We start from the raw sequence: 24,884 nt of genomic DNA, 5'->3' as shown, positions 1-24,884 counted from the left end.
GCGATCCGCGCGAACAGGGGGGCATGGTACCCTCCGGCCGTGCGACGCGACACGGGACGAAGATTGTGCGTGCCGGCGATCCTCGCGGTCTCCGCGGTGACCGCAGCGCCGGCCTGCAGCGACGACGACAAGAAGACGACAGCGACGCCGGTGACCGAGGGGACCGAGGCCACCGGCGACACCAGCACCACGACCACGACCGGGACGACGACGGACCCGACGATGGCGACGATGGCGCCGACGACGACGAGCACGGGCACCGACACCGACGGGGTGCCCGACTGCAGGATGATCGAGGACAAGGCGACCTGCGAGGCGACGCCGCTGTGCGTCTGGCCGCCGGAGATCCTCCAGTGCACCGTCGACTGCGCCAAGATCGAGGACGAGGCCACCTGCGGGGTGCAGCAGTTCTGCCTCTGGGCCGACGGCAAGTGCGAGCTGCTGCTCATATGATAGCATCCCGGGCGGCCCGGTCGGGCTGCGAGCTTCAGGACGACGACGGACGATGGACCCCGAGCGCTGGACCGAATGGACCCTCTGCCGCGCGCCGGTGGTCCGGATCTACGAGTGCGCCGAGCGCCTGGTCGTGCTCTCGCCCGAGGGCGACGGCCACGCGCTCACCGGCGACTCGGCGGCGCTCGCCGCCGAGGTGTTGACATTCCTCGCGGCGCCGCGCTCGGGCGCCGAGGTGCTGGCCCACGTCGAGGCGCTGACCGGCGCGCCGATCGAGCGCCCGGAGGTGATCGCGGAGCTGCTGCGGCTGTTGCTCCGCGCCCGCGCGCTCGAGCACGCGGGCCGTGAGCCCAGGTCGCCGCGCACGCGCGCCCCCGGGCCGCGGGTGGTGCTCGGGCTGACCGGCGCGGTGGCGACGATGCACGCGCCGGCGCTGGTCCAGCGGCTGCAAGCGCGCGGGTTCGAGGTGCGGGTGACGGCGACCGACAGCGCGCTGCGGTTCGTCCGCGCCGAGGCGCTCGAGGCGCTGACGCACCACCCGGTGGTGAGCTCGATCTGGCCCGAAGGGCAGATCCATCGCGTGCCGCACATCGAGCTGGCGCAGTGGGCCGACGCGGTCGTGATCTGCCCGGCGTCGGCGACGACGATCGCCCGCCTCGCCGTCGGTGACCACGCGTCGGTGGTCGCGGCCGTGGCCCTGGCCGCGCGCGCGCCGGTGCTGGTGGTGCCGTCGATGAACCCCGCGATGTACGCGGAGCCGGCGGTGCAGCGCAACCTGGCGCGCATCGTCGAGGACGGGCTCCACGTGGCCCACCCCGCCCGCGCGCTGGAGGTCGCCGATCCACCGGGGACACGCACGCCGATGCTCGGCGGGGCGCCGCCGCCGGAGGTGGTGGTGCAGCTGCTCGAGGCGATCGTCCGCGAGCGCGCGAGCGCGGCCGTGACGAGCCCGCCGCGCGGCGCCGAGGGCTGGGATCGGCTGTACCGGACGTGCGCGCCGCAGCAGTTGCCGTGGCAGTCCGAGGCGGCCGACCCGGACCTGCTGGCGGCGCTGGCAGGCGAGGGCGAGACGGGCCTGTCGGTGCTCGAGATCGGCGCTGGCCTCGGCGCGCTCGCCACGGCGATCGCGGGTCGCGGTCATGCGATCGTCGCCACCGACGTGTCGACGGCGGCGCTCGAGCAGGCCCGCGCGCGGGCGCCGGAGAGCCGGGCGATCTGGCTGGCCGACGACATCACCGAGACGCGCCTGCGCGGTCGCTTCGACGTCGCGCTCGACCGCGCGTGCCTGCACCTGCTCTCCGACGCGGAGGCCCGGCGCTACGCCGCCGCGCTGGCCGGCCTGGTCAGGCCGGGCGGAGCGCTCGTGGTGAAGACGCTGGCCGAGCCGACCCCCGGGGTGACGCCGTACTCGGCCGAGTCGATCGCGGCGCTGTTGGGCCCCGAGTTCGCGCTCGAGCGCGAGGCCGCGAGCACGCTGCCGGGCCCGTCGGCGGCGCCCGCAGCCAGGCTGTTCGTGCTGCGCCGGCAGGCCGACGGCTAGCCAGGGTCGTGCCGCGCAGCCCGACAGGAATTGGGGTGTCTCCGAGAACATGCTTGAATGAGCATGTTCTAGTGAGCATGCCGTAAACGACATGGCCATCAGGGCATGTCCGAGGGAACACATGGCATCGCCGCTCACGCGCCGCGGCGGCTGCCGGCGAGGGTGCCGAGGATCATCGCGCGCATGGCGATTGCGAGGGCGGGGTCGTCGAGGCGTTCGGGCTCGCGGCGGATGGTGGTGCGGATCAGGCCGCCGAGGCCGCGGACCAGGACGGTCGCGGTGAGCTCGGGCGCGGCGAGGTCGAGCTCGGGGCGGGCCGCGAGGGCCTGGCGGACCATGGCCTCGACCGCGACCTCGAAGGCGTCGATGGTGTCGAGGTGGTCGCGGGCCAGCGATTGATGCAGCGCCTGGTGCAGGCGCGGGGAGACGCGGTGGCTGGCGACGATCGCGGCGACGAGGCGGTCGACGGCGGCGGGCAGGTCCAGGCCGTCGATGCCGGCCAGGGCGCCGGCGAGCACGGCCTGCATCTCGGCGACGTGGCGACGCCCGATCTCGACCAGCAGCGCCTCGCGGTCGGCGAAGTACTGGTAGAGGGTGCCGATGCTGACCCCGGCGCGCGCGGCCACGGCGTTGGTGGTGGCCGCGGCCGGACCCTGGCGGGCCAAGATCTGAGCGGCGGCCTCGACGATGACGTCGACGGTGGCCTGCCCCCGGCTCTGAATCGGGCTTCGACGCCGCTTTACGGGCTTTTTGCGGGCGGGGGCGGCCACGGGGCAAACGCGAGTAGCGAGGATCTGAGCAAAGCCTCATGTTTCTCGCAAGCCCTCAAGGAGTGTTTCACATGCGCAAGATCGTCGGCCTGATCCGCTTCGCCAGCACCTACGTCCGCCTCGTCCGCGACACCGACCGCCTCGACCTGGTGTTCGCCCTCGCCGATTCGTTCGACGACTCGCCGGGCCTGCAGCGGATGCTCGCCAGCCCCGAGGTGAAGCAGTACCTCGCGCGGCCGCTGCCGCCGTTGACGCTCAAGCTCGCGGAGCTGCGGGCGATGCCGGAGGGCAGCCTCGGGCGCGAATTCGCGGCGTTCCTCGACCAGCGCAAGCTCGACCCGACCGGGGTCTATCACAGCGCGCTCGACACCGCCGGCGACGCGGTGGCGATGAAGCGCCACCTCGAGCGGAGCCACGACCTGTGGCACACCGTGCTCGGCTTCGACACCGACGTGGCCGGCGAGCTCGGGCTGCAGGCGTTCTACATCGCCCAGCTGCACTCGCCGCTCGGGCACCTGCTGCTGTCGGCCGGGCTGCTCAACGGCATGCTGTTCCACCACGAGGACGGCGACCGGCGCATGGAGGCGATCACCCGCGGCTGGCGCCTGGGCCAGGCGACGCGGCCGCTGTTCGGGGCCGACTGGGCGGCGATGCTGACCTGGCCGATCGAGCAGGTGCGGGCACACTTCGGGATCCGCCTCGAGGACGTGCGCGCGGCGGCGATGGCGGCCTGACAGCGGCCGGGCTCGTGATCGAGCTCGGCGGACGCGAGCTGCTGCGCGAGCTCGAATCCGGCGCGCGCGGCGCGATCGGCGAGGCGAGGACGCGGGCCGACTTGCTGGCGATCACGGGCCCGCACGGGCTCGCGGGGGACGTCGGTGTAGGTGGAGGGCGGCTCGTCATGGTCGCCGACGACGACTTTCTGTTGAGCGCCGGCCGCCGCCGCGGCGAGATGCGGCCCGACGACCAGGAATTCGTGGTGCTCCAGCTGCCGCCCCTGTGATCGCGGGGGCGGTCGACCTCGCGGCGTAGATCGTCGGCGCGGCGGCGGCGTTGAGGTGGTGAGCAACAATCCCTCGGCGCGCTCCTGCGACGGCGATCGAACGATCTGCGCCTGTCGCAAGGAGCTGCGGCGAATGGAGGGCACGCAGTCATGACCACCTTATGCGATCACCATGGAGCCTTGATCTTGTCCGCCGCGGGCGCCTCCTCGACCCCGCGATGCAGTCGCTGCGGCGAGTCGATCGCCGGCCGCGAGGTTCGAGGGGCGAGTGGCATGATGGGCGCCCGCAATGAGAACTCGGTGTTGTTCTCGCTCGACAGCCTGCGCAGCCTGGATGTCGGTCGCGTCGACGAGCGGCCCGCGCCGGCGGCGAGGCGGCCGGTGCCCGAGCCGGAGCCGCAGGACGGCTCGGGGCTCATCGATGTCCGGGCGATGCGCGCGATGATCCAGGCCGCGCCGCCGCAGCCGCGAGCGCCGCGGTTCAGCGAGCTGACGGCGGCCCCGCTGCTGGTCCCGCCGACCCCGGTGAGCGCGAAGCGGCCCGCCACCGTGGCCCCGCCGCCGCTCCCGCTGTACCTGGTGCTCGGGCTGGTGGCGCTGGGAATGATGGCACTGGCGGCGCACGTGGCGGTGCGCGGGTCGGTGCCGTCGCCGGTGATCATCGAGCGCCACATCGCCGCGGCCCCGCTGGCCGCCGCGGAAGCGCCGGAGCCGGAGCCGGAGCCGGAGCCGGAGCCCGAGGCGGTCGAGCCCGAGGCACCGGTCGCGGTCACGTTCGCGGAGCCGGAGCCCGGGCCGAGCAAGCGCCCGCGCAAGTCGCCCGCCAGGCCGGCCTCGCCGGCCGGGGAGAAGCCGCAGCCGGTCAAGGTCGCGACCCCGGCGGCCCCTTCCGGGCCCGCGCCGGACAGCGTCGAGTGCCTGCTCGCGCCGGGCGGCTGCAAGGCCAAGCCGTCCTCGCCGCCGCCCAAGGTCGAGCAGCCGGCGGCTGTCTCTTCGAGCAGCTTGCCGGAGAAGCTCGAGCCGGGCGACATCGCCGACGGCACCCGCGCGGCCAAGGCGTCCGCGCTCGAGCGCTGCCGCGTGCACGCCCGCGGCGGCGAGAAGGTGACGATCAAGCTGTCGATCTCCGGCCCGGACGGCAGCGTGCTGTCGTCGGCGCCGCAGGACGACGCCGGCAACGCGGCGCTGGCCAATTGCTGCGCCGGCGAGCTGATGCGCGCGACCTTTAAAAAGGTGAGCAAGGCGCAGATCGGCGCGGTGGCGACGCTGAAGTTCTGAAGCCCGCGACCCGCGACGGCCCGTCGCGCCCGCGCCGAACCCTCACGCCTCGACGGCCGGCGCGGAATGTACACAGCGCGACCGGCCGTCGCGGGGCTGCCGTGGCGAATGAAAACACGGCAACGCTGCCCCGATCCGGAATGAGGGCTGTCGCAGGAGGGCTGCGAGTCGGCGATCAGGGGACGGCGGGGAGGCCGCGCGAACGACCGAGGCGGACCTGCCGCCGCATATCGACGGCGCTCGCGGCACGGCGGGGGATCGAGGCGGACCTGCCGCAGTACATCGGCGGCAATCGTCGCACGGCGACAGCGCAGGGGATGATGGCAGCGCGCTGATCGGTCGCGGGTCTGCCGCCGGCGCAGATCGACGAATCGGGCCAGTGCGCCGCGAATCGCGGCGCGCGCCCGCCGGCGCCGCGATTTCGGGGCGGTGATTGACGGCAGTGCGACCCGTCGTCGCGGGCGCGCCGCCGGCGTTCGCTCGGTTATCCTCCAGGTGTGGAGACGCCTGCCGTTCATCTGGTGTTGCTGGCGAAGTTCGCCGGGGTGCTGCTGTTCGTCGCCGGCTCGGGCGCCTCGCTGCTCGCCAGGACGCGCGAGGAGCGGCGGCGGGCGACGCACCGGATCGCCTCGACGGGGCTGTTCATCGCCTGGAGCGGCGGCTTCGCCCTGGCCTCGCTGTCGGCGATCCCGCTGACGGAGTTGTGGATCGTGCTCGGGCTCGGCCTGTCGCTCAGCGCCCACATCGTGACGGTGAGCGCGGTCGAACGCGGGGCGACCCGCGGCCACGTCGTCGCCTTCGCCGCGCTGCTGCTCGGGATCCTCGGGGCGATGATCTTCCGGCCGGTGTTCGGCGCCTGACACTGCGTCGCCGGTTCGCGGTCATCCCGACCCAGCCGATAGAAGTCCAAAGGGGCATGTCCTTGAGGACATCCGAGAACGTTCGCGGCGATGCGGCGCTCGGCAGGCTTCCGATGTCCTGGCCGGAGGTCGGGCCAGCGGGTAGGCGGCGCTCCACGACCCAGCCATCCGGGGAGCCCGAGGGGGCCGGGACGGTCGACGATCCAGGGAGTCAGCGTGGCCGAGCCGAACATCAGCGCGGCGGACAGCAACCCCAACCGGCAGTGCCAGCGGGGGATGAGACCAGCCCGCCGAGCGCCCAGGACAGGTTGACGAGGGCGAGCGCGAGGAAGGTGCCGTGGAGGGTGACGAGCGCGGTGTGCAGCGCCCACGGACCGGCCGGCGGCGTTCGACGGATCGTGGTGCGAGCGCAGGCCATCGGGGGTGAATTGGCTTGCGAGGCGCGCTCGGAGGTGCTTCATTCCTGCCCATGAAAACGTCCGCGTGCCCGATCGTCGGGGTGCTCGTGTCGACCCTGATCGGCTGCGCCGGCGGACCGCCCCCGAAATGCCCGGAGCCGGCCCCCACGGCCGCGACGGCGCCGGCCCCCGTCGAAGCGAAACCGGCGGCGGGCCCCGTGACCGCGACGACGACCGCCGCCGAGGTCATCGAGTGGATCAACGCCGGCGACGTCGAGAGCCTGTTCGCGCGCTTCTCGCCCGAGATGCAGGCCGCCGTCCCGATCTCGACGCTACAGCCGGTGGTCAGCCAACTCCTCGCGGTCCGCGGCCGACTCACCGGCGTCACGCCCCTCGAGGCCAGCGAGCGCGACGGTGAATTTCGCGTGATCGGCGAGCGGGGCGAGCTCAGGCTGCTGGTGACCGTCGACGAGCAGGGACGGATCGCGGGGCTGAAGGTCAAGGAGCCCGACACGGCGCCTCCGGTGGCCCGCAGCGCGCCCGTCAGTCTGCCGTTCCGCGGCGAGTGGCTGGTCGTGTGGGCCGGCGACCGGCCGGAGCTCAATCACCACATCGATCATGCGTCGCAGCGCCGCGCCGCCGATCTGGTGATCGTCGACGCCGCCGGCAAGACGCACAAGGGCGACGGACGCGAGCTCACCGACTATTATGCGTACGGCCAGGACATCCTCGCGGTGGCCGACGGGGTGGTCGTCACCGTCGTCGACGGCGTGCCCGACAGCGTGCCCGGAGAGCTCAACCCATACATGGCCCCCGGCAACATGGTTGTGCTCCGCCACGAGGGCGAGCTCCACTCGGCCTATGCCCATTTGATCCCCGGCAGCATCAAGGTCAAGCCCGGGGCCAAGGTCCGCCGCGGGCAGGTGCTGGGCAAGTGCGGCAACAGCGGCAATTCGAGCGAGCCGCACCTACACGTGCAATTGCAAGACGGCCCCCGGTTCCAGAAGAGCTGGGGCATCGAGGCCGTGTTCGCCGAGGCGGTGATCGTCCGCGACGGCGCGTCGACGCCGCGCACGGACTACACGTTCTTGAAGGGCGACAAGGTCTCGGCGCCCGTCGCCGGCAAGAAGTGAGGTCAGCGCGAGCGACCAGCAGCGCCGTCACCCCGCTGGCTCGACGCGTTGGAACCGGGCGCGGGCCGTCAGCTCTCGCGCTGCCCCAGGTTCGCGTGGATGATCGCCCCGTTGAGCGCCGGTCGGTCGAGCGTGAACGCGACGATGTCGGCGACCTCCTCGGGCGTGAGCAGGCGGCCGTACGAGACCATGCCGAGGACCTGCTGCATGACCTCGGGACCGCGCGCGCGCAGCGGGTCGAGCAGGGGCGTATCGACGAAGCCGGGGCACACGCAGACCGCGTGGATGCCGGTGCCGAACAGGTCTTGCACGGTGGCGCGCATCAGCCCGACGAGCGCGTGCTTGCTGGCGCAGTACGACAGGCGGCCGGGCACGCCCTTCTCGGACAGCGTCGAGCCGATGAAGATCACCGACGAGCCCGGGGCCATCGTCGGCAGCAGGCCGGCGGTGAGCTCGGCCGGGGTGACGACGTTGAGCCGCATCGCCTGCTCGCAGGCGCGGGCGTCGAATTCGCTGACCGCGTCGGCGATCGGGAAGGCCGCGTTGTGGATCAGGTGGACGCGGCCGCGCGCGCCGATCAGCTCGCGCACGCGCACGATCGCCTCGGCCACCGCGGCGGCGTCGGCGAGGTCGACCGCGACGTTGATCACCCCATCGGCTCGACATGGCCTGCGGGACAGGTTGATGACGCGCCGACCGTCGGCGCGCGAGCGGGCGGCGATCGCCGCGCCGATGCCGGCGCTGCCGCCGGTGAGGACGATGGTGTCTGTGGCCGTGCTCATGTGCCCCTTTGCCAGCTCGCCGAGCCGAGCTGACCCGGGCCCGAGGATACCTTGACCGTGAGGCCGTGGATCGGCGCGACCTGGAGGACCTGGCCCTCGTCGACGAGGCGGGAGCACAGGTGGCGCGCGAGCTCCTCGACGGTGACGTTGCGGACCGGCAGCACCTGCACGTCGCTGCGCAGGAACGGGATCGTGTGGCCGTCGAACTCGGCGAACAGGTACGGGCCCTCCTCGCGCAGGATCAGGTGCGGCGAGCGGCCGGGGAGCAGGACCCACTCGTCGAGGTCGCGGCACAGGTCGAGCACGATGCGCTTGAACTCGCCGTAGTCGCCCATCATGCCGTTGTCGTCGGGCTCGCCGGTGAGGCTCACCGAGACGGCGAAGTTGTGGCCGTGCAGGCGCTCGCGCCGGTCGGCGGAGAAGATCGTGAAGTGCCCGGCCGAGAACTTCATCGATTCCTTGGCGAGCTCGATGGTGGTGAGTTCGAGCGTCGTCGGATCGCGTGGTTCGTCGGTGGTGCTCGCGGTCATCGCTGGCCTCGGGTGACGGAATTGGCGTCGGGCTCGTCCTCGCCGCGGTACACGCAGCCGCAGGTGCAGGTCTCGCGCACGCCGACCTCGGTCAGCAGCGGCAGGGCGGGCCGCAGGCGGCGCCAGATCCAGCGGGCGAGGACTTCGCTGGTCGGGTTGTCGAGGCCCTCGACCTCGTTGAGGTAGCGGTGGTCGAGGAGCCGGTGGAGCGGCTCCCAGGCGAGGTCGAGGTCGCCGAGGTCGATGATCCAGCCGGCGTCGGCGCGGACCGGGCCGCGCACGCGCACCTCGACGGCGTACGAGTGGCCGTGGAGCCGGCTGCACTTGTGGCCAGGTGGTACGGCCGGCAGGCGGTGCGCGGCCTCGAAGCGGTAGACGCGGAAGAGCTCCATCGACGGGGGGATAGCTCGCAAGCGACGGGTCGTCCAGCCCGCGCTAGGAAACCACCTTGTGGCGGATGAGGTTGAGGAATTCCTGACGCGTGTTGAGGTTGTCCTTGAAGACACCGAGCATCGACGAGGTCACCGTCCACGCGTTGGGCTTCTGCACCCCGCGCATGATCATGCACATGTGGCTGGCCTCGATGACGACGGCGACGCCTTGCGGCTGCAGCACCTCCTGGATGGCCTCGGCGATCTGGCGCGTGAGCCGCTCCTGGACCTGCAGGCGGCGGGCGAACATCTCGACCACGCGGGCGAGCTTCGACAGGCCGACGACCTTGCGGTCGGGGATGTAGCCGATGTGCGCGCGGCCGATGAATGGCAGCATGTGGTGCTCGCACAGGCTGAACATGTCGATGTCGCGGACGAGCACCATCTCGTCGTGGCCGACGTCGAAGATGGCGCCGTTGAGCAGCGCGTCGAGCGACTGGTCGTAGCCGCTGGTGAGGAACCGCAGCGCCCGCGCGACGCGCTCGGGCGTGCGCTCCAGGCCCTCACGCGCCGGATCTTCGCCGACGCCGCGCAGCAGCGCGGCGACGGCGTCCATCATCGAGGAGAGCGCCGCGTCGGCGGCGGACCGGTCGGGCAGGTCGGACACGAAGCGCGAAGGATAGCACCGCGGCGCGGTCCGCTCCAAACCGCGCGCGGAACGACGAGCTCAGCCGACCGGCGCGGGGAAGCAGCTGAACTCGATCTGGCCGTTCACGTCGCCCCAGTCGAGGTTGACCTCGAGCGCCTCGACGCCGAGCGGCATCAGGACGCGGTTCACGCTCGCGTAGTCGGAGGCCTTCATGTAGCCGGCGAACTCCGAGCTGATGTACGCGCCGCCGCCGTAGACCGTGACGTACTCGTACAGCGTTTGCATCTCGACGTCGGTCGGCTGGTCGCCGTCGTCGAACTGGCCCGAGCCCTCGAGGTACATGACGATGTCGTAGTCCATCGCCAGCTGGGCGGGGTTGCCGACGTATTGCGCCGGCAGGTGGTAGTACGACGATTCGCCGGGGTAGGTCCAATTCTTCGGGCCGTCGGACGGGCCCCAGCCGAACCAGAACATCGTCGGGTTGGGGTCGGGGCTGCCGGCCAGCCACTCGCGGATCGGGCAGTCCGTCTGCTCGTTGAAGGGCAGGCTGCTGTCGGCCGTGGCGATGAAGCGGCCCGCGCCCGCGTTGCCGAGCGCGTACACGATCTCGCCGTCCAGCGTCGCGTGGGCGAACACGTTTTGATTGAGGATCGCCAGCGTGCCCGATTGCTGTGAGTCGATCGTCAGCCCACAATCCACGCACTCCGTCATGCCGACGTCCGGCTGCACCCCGAGGTCGAACTTCGCCCCGCCCGACGTCGTCAGCGGCGGCGCGCCCGTGCTCGACGCCTCCGTCGTGGTCGGAGCGGTCGTAGCGACGGCGTCCGTCGACGTGCCGGAGCCGTCGTCGCTGGTGCCCGTGGTCGCGTCGGTCGTCGTCGTCGTCGCGGGCGAGGTCGTCGGCGGCGGCGGCGTCGTCGTGATGCCGGCGCTGATGCTGTCGAGGCGGCCGCCGTCGTCGCCGCAGGCCGTCAGCAGGGCCAGCGAGGCCGCGGCGCAGGCGAGGGGAGCGCGGGTGATTATTTCAAGCATGGCGGCCACGGTACGCGGCGCCCGGACCCCTCACAAGCGTCGCGCGGGCTGCGCGAGGGCTGCACGTGCAGGTCGGGGCTCCGGCGTCCGGACGCGTGTACGCGTGTTGCCGGCCGAGCTGCGCGCGTTGTTGCCTGCAAGGCAACAGAACGTTTCACTGTCCGGGCTTATCTTCGAGCCTCACGACTCCATACTCGGACCGGCATGCGCGAGCAAGACCATCCCACTCCCTCGACCGTCGACGCCGTGCTGGGCGTGATCCCGCTCGGCGAGCCGCCGTGGCCGACGCTCGATCCGTTCCTCTTCTGCGTCCACCACGACGACGCGTACCCCGCGGGCAACGAGCAGCTCGGGCCGGCGGCCTCGCTCGCCGGTCGCGAGATCGGCCGCGACTTCGCCGGCATCGACGGCTGGCGCATGTACCACGGCGACGTGGTGCCCGGATTCCCGGCGCACCCGCACCGCGGATTCGAGACGGTGACGATCGTGCGCCGCGGCCTCATCGATCACAGCGATTCGCTGGGGGCGGCCGCGCGGTTCGGCGGCGGCGACGTGCAATGGCTGACGGCCGGGGCCGGCATCGTGCATTCGGAGATGTTCCCGCTGCTCGACCGCACCGGGCCCAATCCGGCCGAGCTGTTCCAGATCTGGCTCAACCTGCCGCGCGCGAACAAGCTGGCGCCGCCGCACTTCTCGATGCTGTGGCGCGAGACGATCCCGACGCTCGTGGCCACCGACGGCGAGGGTCGTCGCGCCGAGATCACGGTGGTCGCCGGGCGCTTCGACGGGGCCGCGCCGCCGGCTCCGCCGCCGAACTCGTGGGCCGCGCGGCCCGACACCGACGTCGCCATCGCCTCGATCGTGCTCGCGCCCGGGGCCCGCTGGACGCTGCCGGCCGCCGCGCCCGGGACCCTGCGCGCCCTGTACTTCTTCCGCGGTCGCGAGGCGCAGATCGCAGGCCGGCAGGTCGGCGTCGGTCATCGCGTGCAGCTGCGGCCCGAGGCCGCCGTGGAGCTGGTCGGCGGCGCCGAGGCGAGCGAGCTGCTGCTGCTGCAGGGCCGCCCGATCGGCGAGCCGGTGGCCGCGTACGGCCCGTTCGTGATGAACTCGCAGGCGGAGATCCAGAAGGCCTTCAGCGACTATCAACGCACCCGCTTCGGCGGCTGGCCGTGGCGCAGCGACGGCCCGGTGCACGCGCGCGAGGAGGGGCGCTTCGCCGTCCACGCCGACGGGCGCAAGGAGCGGCCGGCGTAACGACTGCGGGCGCCGTGGCCGGCTGCTCGGAGAATCACACCTGGGTGCGGCGGATGTCCGTCGACCTCGCGGCCGCACTCTCGTCCTGTCCTGAAGGACAGCTCACGCGACGCCGCGATCGTCGTCCTTGCGGGCGCTGACGCGACCGGCGAGGACGAGCGCCTCGTGCTCGGCGCGGCGCACCAGCTCACACGCGCGACGCACCTCCGCGGGCAGGCGCGCGACCGTGACGACCGAACCGACCCACAGCCACTTCTTGAAACCGGCCTTCCGCACGGCAGCCACGGCCACCCGCGAGGCGGCGACAGCGACCGTGGCGCGACGGAGCCCGACCACGAGCGCCTGCCCGCCGCGCCCGGCGTCCTCGATCCCGCAGGCCACGCGCCAGCCCTCGGCGACGTGGGCCTCGCACAACCGGGCGCGCGTCAGTGCGGCGATCACCGCCGGCAGCACCGCGCGCAGCTCCGATTCGGTGGCGCTCCCGGCGAGGGTGCGCCGGACCGCGTCGGTGGCGATCGCCAGCACCGCCGCCTCGGCGCCCGCCGCCACCAGCGTCCCGCCGATCGGGCCCGTCGCCAGCTCCAGCGCCGTCGCGGCCGCCCGCACGCCCCCGGCGGCGAGCACGTGCGTCGACTTCTCGGCGGCCCGCGTCCGCACGCGCGCGACCCTGTCGGCCGCCCACGCCTGCACGGTCCGCAGCGCCTGCCTCGCTCGTCTGTCTCGTCGCACCTCGGTCACGAGGGCGAGGTTCGCAGATCCTGCTGACGCATGAGCGTCACCATTGCGACCTTCTCGCGACGCGGCAGGCGTGCGCGACCCGGCGGCGCCGGCGCCGATCGGTCGCAGCGCCGGTACCGCCGAGCGTTGTGCGATCACAACAGCGTGTAGCGAGGAAAGATCGCCAGGTAGCCCTTGGCCTGCAGGCGGTCGCCCTCGACGATCACCTTGACGTAGAACTGGCGGTGGATCGCCACCCGCCAAGGCGCGCCCGGCAGCGAGACCGTGGCGTGGCCCCACCAGTCGAGCAGCGCGCGCGTCTTGGTCGGGTCGCACGCGCGCTCGTCGGCGAGCGCCGCGAAGGTGCGCTGCCACGCGGGGAAGTCGCCCGGGCCGCGGGCGACGTACGCCTCGAGGCCGAGCAGGGGGCGCAGGCGATCGCCGATGGCCACCTGCACGCCGACCTGGCGGAACTCGTCGCCGATGACGGCGAGCGCGCGCTCGACCGCCGCGATCTCGCCGGGCCACTCGATGCGGCGCAGCCAGGCGGGCACGTCGCGGGCGAGCAGGGCGACGTGGACGCGCAGGTCGTCGACCCCGCGGTGCGGCGTGGCGGCGACGTGCAGGGCCCGACCGGACGGCGGCAGGGCCTCGGCCGCGCGCCGCAGCGAATCGATGCACATGGCCGATGGGGCATGTCCCAGGAGCAAGGTCGAGCCGCGCTCGGCGGCCGCCAGCAGCGCGGCCATCGGCGGGCGCTCGGCCCCGCGGTGGGCGCGGAAGGTGTTGGCGCAGGCGGGGTCGAGGCACAGGAACGCGAACGAGGCGGGCGGGCCGGCGCCGTCGAAGTCGAACTCGAGCCACACCGACGGGCTGTCCTTCAGGACAGGGTCGTGCGGCCACTCGCGCACCAGCGCCGCCGGCCCGGGCGCGCACAGCCCGGGCTCGGCCGCGAGGGCGCGCAGCAGCTGATCGCGGCCGCCGTCCCACGCCTCGCAGCAGCCGGCGAAGTCGACGCGCGGGTCGCCCTCGGCGAGCCGGCACTCGAACCCGAGCCAGTTGAAGGCCGGGGGCAGCCGGCGCGACCACGCGGCGATCGCCTCGAAGCGCGCCGGCGCGACCAGCTCGGCCGGGACGTGCGAGGCGACCGCGGCCAGGACCTCGTGCGGGACGGGCGGCACGGCTCAGCCCCGCCGGACCTTGAGGGTTCCGTAGTAGCGGGCGACCTTGCGGAACGGGCGCGGCCGCAGGCGCGTGACCGCGACGTCGACCTGGTACTCGCCCGGCTCCTCGAAGGTGGCGAGGCACTCGAAGGTGACCTCGTCGACCGGCGGCGCCGGTACGGGGATCGGCAGGACGGGCGCGCCGTGGACGACGGTGAGCTCGCGCCGGAAATAGACCTCGACCGCGAACTCGGGGCTGCCGGAGAACTCGTCGGGCGGATCGACCTCGATCGTGATCGCCAGCGCGACCGGCTGACCGAGGCCGACGAGGTCGGGTTGGACGCCGCCGATCGACAGCGTCGGCCCCGGCCACAACATGGTCGGCTGCGGGACCTCCTTGATCGCGCGGATGGCGTCGACGACGCCGACCGGCAGCAGCGTGACGATGCCCTCGGGCAGATTGACGAGCGCCTGATAGTCGGCCGGTTTGACGTTGTAGTCGTCGAGGACGGCGGCGGGGTCGTTGGCGAAGCGGTCGCGGACGCCGGCGACGTCGCGGGCGAAGTCGGTGAGCAGATACAGCAGCACGAGGTTCCTTTCGCTACAGTTCGGGATAGGGGATGAAATCGGCGAACAGGGCCACGCGGGTGCAGACCTCGCCGGGGCACTGGTCGAGCATGCATTGATCGAGCTTGCAGCCGAGCGAGGCCACCAGGTCCTCCTGGCCGGACACCAGCAGGCCGACGATCGCGTGGGTCTCGGAGTCGAAGATCGGCGAGCCGGAGTTGCCGCCGTAGGCGTCGAGGTTGGCCTTGAAGTGATCGACCGCGGCCTCGCGCACGAGCGCGTTGCCGGCCAGCTTGCGCGGCAGGCCGAGCGGGTGCCCGACGACGTGAACCGGGCGCGCCAGGCCGATCGGCTCGCACGCCAGCGGGCGGATCGTGCGGCCCTCGACCTCGCGGTCGAGCTCGAAGATGGCCCAGTCGGCCGGGTCGCCCTCGGCGCAGCGCAGCAGCTCGGCGCGCAGCTCGTAGACCTCGTCGGCGGCGATCCGGACCACGCCGTCCTGCACGGCCGCGACGTCGAAGGCGAAGGTGACGACGGTGCTGGCGATCTCCGCCGGGGAGATGCAATGCGAGGCGGTCACCAGCCAGCGGCTGCGCCGGCGGGCCGGGTAGCGCGCGACCAGGAAGCCCGAGCCGCGGGCGCCCGGGATGCACGGCTCGCGCCCGAAGCGGGCGTCGCACAGGTCGAAGTGCTCGCGCAGCGGTTTGGTGCGCAGGAGGTAGTGGCCGTCGACCAGCTCGCCGAGCTCGGCGCGGTCGAACAGGACGGCCACGCCCTCCTCGTCGGCTCGCAGCTCCCGCAAGTAGTCGGTGGCCTGGCGGTCGTGGATGTCGAGCTTGCCGAGGAGCACGTCGAGCCGCGGCGGCAGGGCCCGGCCCTCCGGCGGCACGTTGACGAGGTCGTTCGAGCCGTGCACCGCCACCAGCTGCCGGATCGCCGCGGCGGCCAGGGCCGGGGAGGACGCCCCGCCGAGGTCGATCGACGCGACGTCGGTCGGGAGACGGCGATCCAGCTCGCGCAACAACAGCTCGAGATTCACGTGGCGGAGATCGGTGGGCGGCATGTCTCGCGGTTCTTCGCGCAATGCTACGCGCTGGCCGCAGTGCGGCAGTTACCGCGCGATTACAACGAATCGAGACCGCGGATCGATCTCCGCCGGCGGCGCCTCGCGGGACGCCCTCACACGAGGAGCAGCTCGAGCCCGCCGGTGCAGCGCTCGCAGGGGTAGATGTCGTCGGTCTGCGGCTCGATGAACCACACCGCCTCGTCGCAGGTGACGGCCCAGTTGACGGCCTGGCCGGCGACGGTCATCCAGTCGAACTTGCCCCACGCGAGCCCGACGCACAGCCCGTAGCGCAGCTCGCCGGCGTCGTACGCGTGGGCCGTCATCTCGCCCTTGATCGCGTAGGCGAAGTCGTCACAATCGTAGCGCTCGAGCATGTGCTGCTTGCGGTCGGCCTGGCTCTCGCGCAAGATGAGCGCCAGCTCCCGGCGCGACGGCAAATAATAGCTGTTGTCGCCGAAGCGCAGCAGCGCGGCCGGGCTCAGCTTGCCGGCGAGGGTGGTACGAATCAGACGGTCGAGCCATTCGGAGGTCGCTATCCGCCCCGGAGAGCCCGGCTCGGCGGCGAGGTCGGCGTTGTCTACGGATATCACCGATCTCGCCGCGATCCGGGTCCCCGAGAGGCGGCCGCGCGCGGATATATAGGAGGAACTCATCGACCGCCCCGATTCGCCGGGCAAAACTCGCACGCTCGCCCCGGCGTGTACATTACCGCGGCGTTACGGCCGAGGCCGCTCAGACCCGGACGATCTCGATCTGCTCGACGCCGAGGCGCAGCTGACGCGTGCCCTTGCGCCGCTCCACCAGCTTCGCGGCGTCGAGCACGCCGTGCTGGCCGAGCTGCCCGCGACTGCGATGGATGCTGATATTGAGGTGACCCGGCTCGATCTTCAGCATCGTCAGCAGCCGGTCCTGATGCACCCACCCCTGCTCCGGCCCGGGTACGCCGCGCTGCCGGTCGGCCAGCCGCGCCCGCGCGAGCAGCAGGAGCGGGTAGTGGTGCGCGCGGGCCTGGAGGTCGATCCGCCGGCCCTCCGCGATCGCCACCAGCTCGACGTACTCCTCGTCGGAGCTGTGCGAGAACCGCAGCTGCAGGTCGGCGACCACGAGCCCGGCCTGGCTCTCCTCCCAGGTGCCCGAGCCGCCGGTCGGGAGGTGCACGCGCCACATCTCGCCGCGCACGAGCACGACGGCGCGGTCGCCGACCTCCGAGATCTCGCCAGGACGCTCGCCCATCCACCGGTCAGGCATCTCGGGGTACAGGACCAGCTCGGGCGCGTCCTCGTCGGGCAGCGCCAGCAGCCCGCCGTCGGCGACGCGGATCCGGCCGCTGTCGAGGTGGATCGCCATCGGCCGCGGCGCGCTGTCGTCGACGAACTCGAAGGCGCCCGACTGGCGGCCGAACCGGAGCTGCAGGCCGCGGCGCAGCGGCACCCGCTCGCCGAACGCCAGCCGGTGCTCGCCGACGCTGGTGCCGTTGCGGCTGCCCAGGTCCTGCAGCTCCCACACCGCGCCGGTCCATTGCACGACGGCGTGCTGGCTCGAGACGTCGCGCGCCGCGAGGATGAGGTCGCACGCGCGGGAGCGGCCGACCAGGCAGCGGGCAGGAAGCAGCTCTTCCCGCCCCGTATCGAGCCCCAGGAGCGCTCCCACGGGCCGCGATGTTATCGCAATCACGGCAGGAAGACGCGCTGCCAGCGTTCGGGGTCGCGAACACCTAGCTCACGGAGGGCGCGGTCCGCCTGCGCGAGCCGCTCGTGATCGGCGCCGGCGAGCCGCCGCTCGAGAGCCCAGGCGGCCATGGTCATGTCGACTTCGCCGAAGCCGCGTGCGGCCGCGGCGAGCTCGGCAGCCGCCCCGGGCCGCTGCGGGGCCGCCCGCGCCCGGATCCACCGCGCGTGCAGCCCGGCGTCGGGCCGCGACTCGCAGGCGAGCCGCCTGGCGATGCACGCGGCGCCGCGACGATCGCCCCGGGCCAGGGCGCAGCGGGCCCGCAGCAGCAGCGCGTCGATCCGCGAGATCGGGTTGCGCAGCAGCCCCGCGCGGGAGATCGCGCCCCAGCGCTCGCGCAACGCCGAGTCGGCGCGCACGGCCTCGCCGTCGTAGAGGTCGCAGCAGACCTCGATCCGCAGGGCGTAGAAGTGCTGCAGGGTGTAATCGCGGCGGGTCCAGCGGCGCACGCTGTCGCGGGCGTAGTGGCGAGCGGTCGCCAGATCGCCGGCGGCGACGCGGGCCTGGGCGAAGAACTGACTGAACACCACGAGGCCGTAGAGGTCGCCGCGAGCCTCGGCGTCGCGCAGGTGTTCGCCGGCGCGGCGCTCGACGTCGACGAATCGGCCGAGCTGGTCGAGCGCGGTCAATTCGAAGCAGGCCCCGAGCACGCGCTCCCACGGCATGCCGGCCCGCGGCGCCGACAGGGCGTCGAGGCCGCGGGCGCACCGCGCGGCGCACTCGCGCCAATCGCCGCTGATCATCGCGTCGGCGGCGGAGCACACGTAGGTGAGGCCGAGCAGCTGCGGGTCGTCGCGGGCCTCGGCGATCTCGCGGGCCCTCTGGACATAGCGGGCGCCGACCTCGGCGCGCCCGATCATTCGATGAAATGCCCCGAGCACGGCGAGCCCGCGGCCGATCCGCTGCGGCTCGCCGGCCTGCAGCGCGGCCAGCAATGCCCGCACCGCGAACAGCATGCCGTCGGCCGGCATCGTGTTGGTGAGGCCCATGCCGACCGACCAGCACAGGTCGACGCGCCGCAGCTGCGCGTCGGTCGGCGCGACGTCGCCGCGGGCCTCGATGCCGCGCAGGCGCAGGCGCGCGTATGTCCATAGCAGGGCCAGCGCGGCCAGCGGGGTCGAGCGCGGCCACCACAGGCCCTCGGCGCGCAGCATGGGCCGCAACAGGTCGAGCCCGCGATCGATGTAGCCGCCGGCCATCCACGCGTCGGCGGCCTGGCGCAGGAGCTCGGAGCGGCTGTCCTCGGGGACATCTTCGGCGCCGCGCAGGAACGCCTCGGCCCCGGCGGCGCAGCGACCGGCGCGCACGAGCACGCGGCCCTGGCGGCGGCGCAGCTCGGCGGCGCGCGGGCGGTCCTCGCCGGCGATCCACTCGGCCGCGTCGCCGAGCAGCGCCGCGGCGCGCTCGAACGCCAGCGCCTGCTCGGCCTCGGCCGCGGCCTCCTCGGCGGCGCCCGAGGCCCGGGCCAGCTCGCCGGCGCCCTTCCAGTGGCGCGCCCGCAGCTCGGGGGCGCCCCAGCGCTCGCGCTCGAGCGCGCCGGCGAGGGCCGCGTGCAGCTCGACCCGCAGCCCCGGCTCGAGCCCGCCGACCACGCCCTCGCCGATCCGGTCGTGCGTCGGCTCGACGATGTCCCACCGCCGCGACCCCTGCATGCGGATCAGCGCCAGCGCCCGCAGGGCCCCCAGCGTCGCGCCCGGGCTCTGCACCCGCGCGGCCTGCAGCAGCACGCCCTGCGGCAGCGGCTGGCCCGCGAGCGCGACGGCGGCGAGCAGGCGTTGCGCCTCCGCGGACAGGCCCTGCGCGCGCCGCCGGACCCACTCGGCGATCGCCGGTACCGGCCCCGCGGCGCCGCCCAGCGCCAGCGCCTCGAGCAAGAACGGGTTGCCGCCTGACTCTTGGGCCAGGTCGGCGATGGCCGCGTCGGCGCGCTCGCCGAGGTGGTGGCGCAGCAGCGCCTCGCAGGCGTCGCGGGCGAGCGCGGCGACGGCGAGCCGGCGCTCGGCGATCGCCTGGCCGCGGGCGTCGGCGCGCGCGTACAGCTCGCGCAGGCAGGCGCTGTCGGCCTCGCGGTCGCTGCGGCAGGTGGCGACGATCGTCAGCGCGAGCTCGTCGTCGCGCGGCAGCAGCAGGTCGAGCATCAGCCCGGCCGTGTCGGCGCCGGCGTGGTGGAGGTCGTCGACGAACAGCACGACCGGACGACCGCCCGCGGCGGCGGCGATCAGGGCCCGCACGGCGGCGAACGCCGCGGCCCGCTCGACGGCGCCCTCGGGGTCCTCCTGCGGCCCGCGCAGCAGCGCCGACAGCACCGGGAACACGGTCGAGGCGGCGGCGACGTCGACCTCGCGCCAGCACCTCGCGGCCCGCAGCCGGCGCATCAGCGCGTCGACGACCGCGTCGAAGCCGCCGTAGGGCACCGATTCGCACTCGTAGCAGCGCCCGGCCAGCACCAGCGCCGCGCCGTCGCGCTCCAGCTCGCCCAGCACCTCGCGCACCAGCCGGGTCTTGCCGACCCCCGAGGCCCCCGACACGCGCACGAAGTTCGGCGCCCCGGGGGTTGCCTCGGCGAGGGCCTGCAGCAGCGCCGCGCGCTCGTCGTCGCGGCCCAGCAGCGGCACCGGCCCGCGGTCGTCGCCGGCCTTCACCGTGACGCCGAGGCGGCCGGCGATCTCGGCCCCGTCCGGCCTGTCCTTCGGGTCAGGTGCGAGCATCGCCGCACACAGCCCGTCGAGGTCGGGCGGGACGGCGCCGGCGCGCTCGGACGGCCGGCGATGCGGCCCCGGGAGCTCGCCGGTGAGCAGCTGAAACAGGATCACGCCGACGGCGAACCAGTCGCTGGCCGGCGAGGCCGCGGCGCCGCGCAGCAGCTCCGGGGCGATGTACCCCGGCGTGCCGGCGGCCCCGCGGGGGCTCGCGCCGGCGCTGACGGTCGCGCTCTGGGCCAGGCCGAAGTCGAGGATCACGACCCGACCCCCGGCCTCGACGAGCACGTTGGCGGGCTTGAGGTCGAGGTGGAGCACCCCGGCGGCGTGCAGCGCCCGCACGCCTGCGGCCAGCTGCGCCAGCGCCGGCCGCAGCTGGCCCGGATCGGCGCGCACGGCCTCGACGAGCCGCGCCCCGCCGACGTACTCCATCGCCAAAAACCACGTCCCGTCGGCCACCACCAGCGCCTCGTGGCGGACCAGGTTGTCGTGGCGGATGCCCGCCAGCGTGCGGAATTCCTGCTTGAGCCGGAACAGCCGCCACGGATCGAGTCGGCTCAGCGTCTTGATCGCCACCCGGTCGCCGAGCTCGTCGTCGATCGCCTCGTAGACCAGCCCCATGCCGCCCGCGCCGAGGTAGCGGACCAGGCGATACGGCCCGATGCGCTCCCCCGGGGTCGGCGGCGGGTCGGACGGCCCGTCGCTGGACTCGTCCGCGGTCGTCTGCGTCGTCTGCGTCGAGTCCGACGTCAGGGCCATGCTCGCGGCGAGGTTAGCCGAACCCGGCCCATGGACGCGAGCGCGCGCTCGCCGAACCAGAGTTCCGGATCCAATGTGGGTGAAGCAGGCACTGGAGATGGGCGCAGGGCCGCGGCCGCGGACCGGGCGACCGACGGGGTCATCACATTTCGTCGTGGTCGATGCAATCGTGGCAGGAATCCTGCCGCGACGTCATTCGCCGTGCTCGACGCCCTCGGGTGTCATCGGCCGCATGTGCCCTTGGGGACAGGAAGGCCCCGAGCGTCGCCCGCGCCAGGGGCGGGGAGATCTGTCATAGATTGGTCATTGCGCGCTGGCGCGCGTGGGGGCGCGGCGGCGGCGGCGGGCGAGCGAGACGCGATCGGTGGCGAGCGATCGATCCGGCCCGATCTGCGTCCGCGAGCGGGTGTCTGGGCAGGTCGATGCGCGCTTGTAAGCTCACGCTTCTTCGCTTCCGTCGCCGGCGCGCGCGGGTTAAGCATGACCTTCCATGGATCTCGAAGAATTCGCGGCGCTCCGGGCCGAGTTCGCTGTTCGGGGGTGGCATCGCAAGGCCACCGGCGCGGTCGTCGCCGAATTGCTGCTCCACTTCGCGCTCGCCATCGCCGGCTATGTGATGTTCCTGGCCTGCGAGTCGCAGGCGCTGGCGTGGCTGGGCCTGGCGATCTCGACCTACGGGACGCTGGGGGTCACGACCAACACCCACACGTCGACCCACAACGGCACGAGCGACAAGAAGTGGGTCAACGAGCTGCTGTCGTACCTCGGCTATCCGCTGTTCGCCAACCTGTCCCTCACGTACTGGCGCAACGCACATATCACGATTCACCACGCCGCGCCCAACGTGATGGGCATCGACGACGACCACGACTTCATGCCGTGGTTCGTCACCACGGAGGCGGAGATGCGGCAGGCGCGGGGCCTGGCCCGCTTCTACTACCGCCACCTGCAGAAGTACTTCTTCCCGATCATCTTGTGGGTGCACGTCTTCTTGCGCCAGAAGTCGAGCTGGGTCTACCTGACGAAGGCGCTGCTCGACCCGAGCCGGCGGCGCCGGGGCCACTGGCTCGACCTGCTGGCGATGTCGCTCTACTGGGTCGCGTGGGTCGGCGTGCCGAGCCTGTTCATCCCGTTCTCCGACGCCCTCCTGGCCTCGATGGTGCGGATCGCCTTCCTCGGCTACCCGCTGTTCGCCGTGCTGGCTCCCGCCCATTACCCGCACGAGGCCGGCTGCGTCCGCCGCGGCGAGTGGCCCAAGGACTTCCTGGCCCTGCAGACCTGCACCACCATCAACTTCCGCACCGGCCCGCTCGGCGGCTTCGTCTGCTCGGGTCTGCAGTACCAGATCGAGCACCACCTGTTCCCCAATTATTCACACGTGTATTACAAGCGGATGAGCCCGCACGTGCGCGCGTTCTGCGAGCGCGTGGGCTATCCCTACCGCACGATGGGCTGGGGCGAGGCGCTGCTCAAGATCTTCGCCATCTTCGCCCGCCCCAAGCCGGTCGCGCCCGACCTCGAGACGCTGCACGACGATCTGCAAGGCCGCGCTCCCGAGGCCGCCGGCGAATCGGTGGTCTGAGCGGCCGATTCGCCCCCGAGCAGCCGAGTGCGCTCTCGAGGGCGCTCGAGGCGTGGCGAGCGACGTTGGCCCGACGCTCTGGTCGCAATCCCCGCCGGCTTCTCCGCCATCCTGTATCCGCCCGTCGGAAGGCCGGCTGCGGCCGTTGTGGCTCGCGGCGCGCGAGGCGGCCGACAGACAGTGTAGGGAGCGGCATGGGACCCACCGCGCTCGCCGCGTGCATGTGTTGCCTGCGTCGTTGGAGGCAACACCACCGTTGATGCTATCAATGGCGGAATCGATTGTGACAAGGAATGCAAGCCCGACTGCCCGATCGCGTAGGCGACCATGACACGGCTTGAAACATCCAGCCCATCGGGCAAGGGGGTCGCTTACCTCGATCGCCGCCAGCGGTTGGGCTTCTCGCCCACTCTCGCCTTCTGGACGCGGCCCGACATCCAGAAGCTCACGGGGCCGTGGTTGGCCGGGTTCGTCGTCCTGTGGTCGATCGCCCTCTCGATGTTCGTGATGCAATGGGTTCCCATCTGGGCGAGCGGCCTTCTCGGGGGGGCGGGCCTGTTCCTGTTCATCGCACTGTTCGAGCGCTACCTGCGAACCCGTCTCCGGAGCCGAGCCCTCGAGGAAGGCGAGGGGCCCGAATCGGGGGCCTGACGCTCGCCGCCAGGCCTGCGGAGTATCAGCCCTCGTCGGAGGGCCTGGCGTCGAGGTCGGCGCGGGCCTTGGCGCCGAGGCGCGACAGGCCGATGTTCTGATCGAGGAGCACCTTGCACGGCACCGCGACCTCGCCGTCGGCGGTCTTGAGGACCACGCAGACGCCGAAGTAGCGGATCACCACGCCCTCGACGTCGCCGACGCGAATGGTGTCACCGGGGCGCGCCAGCCGGCTGAGGAAGTGGCCGGCGACGAGGTTGTGGAACGAATGGCGCGAGCCGAGGGCGAACGCCAGGGCGATCGCGGCCGCGGTGATGGCGGCGACGACGACCAGCAAGGTCTCGATCAGCGAGGTCTCGAGCCCGGCCTGTCCGCCGGCGACGATCACCGCCACGGTCATCACGCCGTAATAGGCGAGGTTGCCGAGCAATTCGGGGTGCTCGACGTCGCCGCGGCGCTGGCCGAAGCCGATCGCGGCCCGGCGGACCAGCCCGGCCACGCCGGCGCCGACGCAGAGCACGAGGCCGGCGGCGGCCAGGCGCGGCAGGAAGGCGATCAGCGCCGCGGCGCCGGCGGACAGCGCCTCGAGGCCGAGGATGTCGGCCGCGGCGGCGCCGGTGGCCAGCAGACCGGCGGCGTACACCAGCCCGGCGACGAAGTGCGACACGCCCTTGCGCACGCCGATCGCGTACAGGAGCCGCGCCGCTCCGGCCCGCTCGGCGAGCGCGTCCAGCCCGGTCTTCTCGATGGCCCAGCGCGTCATCCTGCGGGCGATCGCCGAGGCGATCAGGCCGCCGACGACGACGGCGACGAACAGCGCGGCGGTCGGCAGCAGCCTGCTGATCTGTTGGGTGAGATCCTCGAGCATCACTTGTCCTCCTCGTCGGTTGAATCGTCGGTCGCGGGGGCCGGGGTCAGCAGCGAGCCGGCCATGTTGCCGGTCTCGACGGCCACGGACGCGAGCAGCGCGACCGCGCTGGGCGGCCGCACGGCCTCGACCGCCGCGACCTGGTCGATCTCGTGTTTGACGCGCTCCCCGAAGTCGGCCGCGAGCGACACGAGCTCCTCGCGTAGCACCTCGAAGACGCCGTGGAGCCAGTCCGACTCAAGCTGGTCTGGTGTCACCACGTCCTCCTCCCCTCTTCTCGTACTCGCGCTGAAACTCGGCCCGCGCCCGCGTGAGCCGCATCTTCGCCGCCGATTCGCCGATCTCGAGCAGATCGGCGATGTCCTTGAGCGGGAGCTCCTCGACGAAGCGCAACACCATGATCTCCCGGTACGGGTACGCCAGCTCGCCCAGGACCTGCTTGAGCAGGTCCCGCTCGCCGAGCCGGCCCGTCATGCTCTCGTTGGCGTGCGGCATCGGCACGCCGCTCTGCTCCTCGTAATGGGCCCGCGCCCGCGCGTCGCGGCGGTGATTGAACGCGAGGCGGCGGGCGATCACGCGCAGCCAGCCGCGGAAGCGCGAGCCGTCGCCGCAACTCTCGATCGCCAGGAACGCGCGGACGAACGCGTCCTGGGCCACGTCCTCGGCGTCGCTCTGGTTGCCGAGCAGGTGGGTCAAGAGCCGCACCAGCCACTGCTGGTGGCGGTCGACCAGCGTCTCGAACGCGAGCTGACCGGCGAGCCCGCGCCGGGCGGCCTCCCGCACCAGCGCGGCGTCGTCGGGCTCGGTCGTCATGGGCTCGCGGGGCCGATACGCGTCGGCGGTCACGATTTCGCCCCCTGGGCGCCGTATGTCAAGCCTGGCGCGGGGTTTCGCGGCGACCGCGCTGCGCCGCAGGCAGCCGCGAGGCCCTCGGGACAGGTCTCGCGGTGTTCTGCGAGGCACTCGCCGGTCGTGATTTGGCGCTCGCCCGGACGCGTGTCGACGCCGTCCTCCATGCGATCGGTCCCGGG

Annotated in this window: 27 protein-coding genes; 10 read left to right on the top strand and 17 right to left on the bottom strand. The window is 72.8% G+C overall.

The genetic code is table 11. The features are described from left to right. The first annotated feature begins 39 nt into the window (after nt 1–39). Both K7C98_RS15290 and K7C98_RS15285 read left to right on the top strand, forming a co-directional pair. A complete protein-coding gene (locus K7C98_RS15290) occupies nt 40–453 on the top strand; it encodes a hypothetical protein (protein ID WP_224192396.1) in 414 nt (137 codons plus the stop codon). Between the two features lie 52 nt (nt 454–505). After that, entirely contained in the window at nt 506–1,993 is a 1,488-nt protein-coding gene (locus tag K7C98_RS15285) for a flavoprotein (protein WP_224192395.1), read from the top strand. Nucleotides 1,994–2,127: 134 nt separating this feature from the next. Here K7C98_RS15285 and K7C98_RS44800 read toward each other — a convergent pair whose 3' ends face one another. Continuing rightward, on the bottom strand, nt 2,128–2,763 hold the full coding sequence (locus tag K7C98_RS44800) for a TetR/AcrR family transcriptional regulator (protein ID WP_224192394.1): 636 nt from the start codon (nt 2,761–2,763) through the stop codon (nt 2,128–2,130). Between the two features lie 71 nt (nt 2,764–2,834). Here K7C98_RS44800 and K7C98_RS15275 point away from each other — a divergent pair, with 71 nt between their 5' ends. From K7C98_RS15275 to K7C98_RS15260, 4 genes are all read left to right on the top strand, one after another. Then, nucleotides 2,835–3,497, top strand: a complete 663-nt coding sequence (locus K7C98_RS15275) for a Coq4 family protein (protein WP_224192393.1) — start codon at nt 2,835–2,837, stop codon at nt 3,495–3,497. A 14-nt stretch (nt 3,498–3,511) separates the two neighbouring features. Further along, entirely contained in the window at nt 3,512–3,766 is a 255-nt protein-coding gene (locus tag K7C98_RS15270; protein ID WP_224192392.1) for a hypothetical protein, read from the top strand. A 276-nt stretch (nt 3,767–4,042) separates the two neighbouring features. Continuing rightward, nucleotides 4,043–5,044 (top strand): hypothetical protein, encoded by a 1,002-nt coding sequence (locus K7C98_RS15265; protein WP_224192391.1) that lies wholly within the window; start codon nt 4,043–4,045, stop codon nt 5,042–5,044. Nucleotides 5,045–5,541: 497 nt separating this feature from the next. Next, on the top strand, nt 5,542–5,904 hold the full coding sequence (locus K7C98_RS15260) for a hypothetical protein (protein WP_224192390.1): 363 nt from the start codon (nt 5,542–5,544) through the stop codon (nt 5,902–5,904). A 232-nt stretch (nt 5,905–6,136) separates the two neighbouring features. Here K7C98_RS15260 and K7C98_RS15255 read toward each other — a convergent pair whose 3' ends face one another. Further along, nucleotides 6,137–6,322, bottom strand: coding sequence for a hypothetical protein (locus K7C98_RS15255; protein ID WP_224192389.1), 186 nt, complete (start codon nt 6,320–6,322; stop codon nt 6,137–6,139). Nucleotides 6,323–6,373: 51 nt separating this feature from the next. On the opposite strand from K7C98_RS15255, the gene K7C98_RS15250 reads away from it, so the two are divergent. Next, nucleotides 6,374–7,435 carry a peptidoglycan DD-metalloendopeptidase family protein gene (locus K7C98_RS15250; RefSeq protein WP_224192388.1) on the top strand — a complete coding sequence of 354 codons (1,062 nt, stop codon included), beginning with the start codon at nt 6,374–6,376 and terminating at the stop codon, nt 7,433–7,435. Between the two features lie 68 nt (nt 7,436–7,503). Here the strand turns inward: K7C98_RS15250 and K7C98_RS15245 are convergent, their stop codons facing one another. The 5 genes from K7C98_RS15245 to K7C98_RS15225 form a co-directional block, all read right to left on the bottom strand. Next, complete coding sequence (locus K7C98_RS15245) at nt 7,504–8,217, bottom strand: SDR family oxidoreductase (protein ID WP_224192387.1); 714 nt, start codon at nt 8,215–8,217, stop codon at nt 7,504–7,506. Continuing rightward, entirely contained in the window at nt 8,214–8,747 is a 534-nt protein-coding gene (locus tag K7C98_RS15240; RefSeq protein ID WP_224192386.1) for a 6-pyruvoyl trahydropterin synthase family protein, read from the bottom strand. The genes K7C98_RS15245 and K7C98_RS15240 overlap by 4 nt, the downstream gene beginning before the upstream one ends. Then, on the bottom strand, nt 8,744–9,139 hold the full coding sequence (gene queD, locus K7C98_RS15235; protein ID WP_224192385.1) for a 6-carboxytetrahydropterin synthase QueD: 396 nt from the start codon (nt 9,137–9,139) through the stop codon (nt 8,744–8,746). Before queD ends, K7C98_RS15240 begins: the two co-directional genes overlap by 4 nt. Nucleotides 9,140–9,182: 43 nt before the next feature. Then, nucleotides 9,183–9,737: a GTP cyclohydrolase I FolE gene (folE, locus tag K7C98_RS15230; RefSeq protein WP_263429530.1), complete on the bottom strand. Its 555-nt coding sequence runs from the start codon at nt 9,735–9,737 to the stop codon at nt 9,183–9,185. Between the two features lie 108 nt (nt 9,738–9,845). After that, entirely contained in the window at nt 9,846–10,799 is a 954-nt protein-coding gene (locus tag K7C98_RS15225) for a hypothetical protein (protein WP_224192383.1), read from the bottom strand. A gap of 204 nt (nt 10,800–11,003) precedes the next feature. Here K7C98_RS15225 and K7C98_RS15220 point away from each other — a divergent pair, with 204 nt between their 5' ends. Beyond that, nucleotides 11,004–12,053 carry a pirin family protein gene (locus K7C98_RS15220; protein WP_224192382.1) on the top strand — a complete coding sequence of 350 codons (1,050 nt, stop codon included), beginning with the start codon at nt 11,004–11,006 and terminating at the stop codon, nt 12,051–12,053. A 102-nt stretch (nt 12,054–12,155) separates the two neighbouring features. On the opposite strand, the gene K7C98_RS15215 is transcribed toward K7C98_RS15220, so the two are convergent. From K7C98_RS15215 to K7C98_RS15185, 7 genes are all read right to left on the bottom strand, one after another. Next, nucleotides 12,156–12,710, bottom strand: a complete 555-nt coding sequence (locus K7C98_RS15215; protein WP_224192381.1) for a hypothetical protein — start codon at nt 12,708–12,710, stop codon at nt 12,156–12,158. Between the two features lie 215 nt (nt 12,711–12,925). Then, nucleotides 12,926–13,951, bottom strand: coding sequence for a hypothetical protein (locus K7C98_RS15210; protein WP_224192380.1), 1,026 nt, complete (start codon nt 13,949–13,951; stop codon nt 12,926–12,928). Between the two features lie 3 nt (nt 13,952–13,954). Next, nucleotides 13,955–14,521, bottom strand: a complete 567-nt coding sequence (locus K7C98_RS15205) for a hypothetical protein (protein ID WP_224192379.1) — start codon at nt 14,519–14,521, stop codon at nt 13,955–13,957. 13 nt (nt 14,522–14,534) lie between these two features. Further along, the gene (locus tag K7C98_RS15200) at nt 14,535–15,563 is read right to left on the bottom strand and encodes a trypsin-like serine peptidase (RefSeq protein WP_224192378.1); all 1,029 of its coding nucleotides are present in this window, start codon (nt 15,561–15,563) and stop codon (nt 14,535–14,537) included. A 116-nt stretch (nt 15,564–15,679) separates the two neighbouring features. Beyond that, nucleotides 15,680–16,156: a lectin MOA-related protein gene (locus tag K7C98_RS15195; RefSeq protein WP_224192377.1), complete on the bottom strand. Its 477-nt coding sequence runs from the start codon at nt 16,154–16,156 to the stop codon at nt 15,680–15,682. 142 nt (nt 16,157–16,298) lie between these two features. Next, on the bottom strand, nt 16,299–17,216 hold the full coding sequence (locus K7C98_RS15190) for an FHA domain-containing protein (RefSeq protein ID WP_224192376.1): 918 nt from the start codon (nt 17,214–17,216) through the stop codon (nt 16,299–16,301). A 20-nt stretch (nt 17,217–17,236) separates the two neighbouring features. Continuing rightward, nucleotides 17,237–20,752 carry a serine/threonine-protein kinase PknK gene (locus tag K7C98_RS15185; RefSeq protein WP_224192375.1) on the bottom strand — a complete coding sequence of 1,172 codons (3,516 nt, stop codon included), beginning with the start codon at nt 20,750–20,752 and terminating at the stop codon, nt 17,237–17,239. Nucleotides 20,753–21,242: 490 nt separating this feature from the next. On the opposite strand from K7C98_RS15185, the gene K7C98_RS15180 reads away from it, so the two are divergent. Next, nucleotides 21,243–22,334, top strand: a complete 1,092-nt coding sequence (locus K7C98_RS15180) for a fatty acid desaturase (protein ID WP_224192374.1) — start codon at nt 21,243–21,245, stop codon at nt 22,332–22,334. A gap of 327 nt (nt 22,335–22,661) precedes the next feature. After that, the gene (locus K7C98_RS15175; protein ID WP_224192373.1) at nt 22,662–22,985 is read left to right on the top strand and encodes a hypothetical protein; all 324 of its coding nucleotides are present in this window, start codon (nt 22,662–22,664) and stop codon (nt 22,983–22,985) included. 25 nt (nt 22,986–23,010) lie between these two features. Here K7C98_RS15175 and K7C98_RS15170 read toward each other — a convergent pair whose 3' ends face one another. The 3 genes from K7C98_RS15170 to K7C98_RS15160 are packed head-to-tail and all read right to left on the bottom strand — an operon-like array spanning nt 23,011 to nt 24,666. After that, nucleotides 23,011–23,853 (bottom strand): mechanosensitive ion channel domain-containing protein, encoded by an 843-nt coding sequence (locus K7C98_RS15170; RefSeq protein WP_224192372.1) that lies wholly within the window; start codon nt 23,851–23,853, stop codon nt 23,011–23,013. After that, nucleotides 23,853–24,110, bottom strand: a complete 258-nt coding sequence (locus K7C98_RS15165) for a hypothetical protein (RefSeq protein WP_224192371.1) — start codon at nt 24,108–24,110, stop codon at nt 23,853–23,855. The genes K7C98_RS15170 and K7C98_RS15165 overlap by 1 nt, the downstream gene beginning before the upstream one ends. Next, a complete protein-coding gene (locus K7C98_RS15160; protein ID WP_224192370.1) occupies nt 24,091–24,666 on the bottom strand; it encodes an RNA polymerase sigma factor in 576 nt (191 codons plus the stop codon). Before K7C98_RS15160 ends, K7C98_RS15165 begins: the two co-directional genes overlap by 20 nt. Nucleotides 24,667–24,884: the final 218 nt, after the last annotated feature.

It is taken from the genome of Nannocystis pusilla (assembly GCF_020073745.1).
In the GTDB taxonomy this organism is placed as follows: Bacteria; Myxococcota_A; Polyangia; order Nannocystales; family Nannocystaceae; genus Nannocystis; species Nannocystis radixulma.
This window is presented reverse-complemented; position numbering and strand designations above follow the sequence as displayed.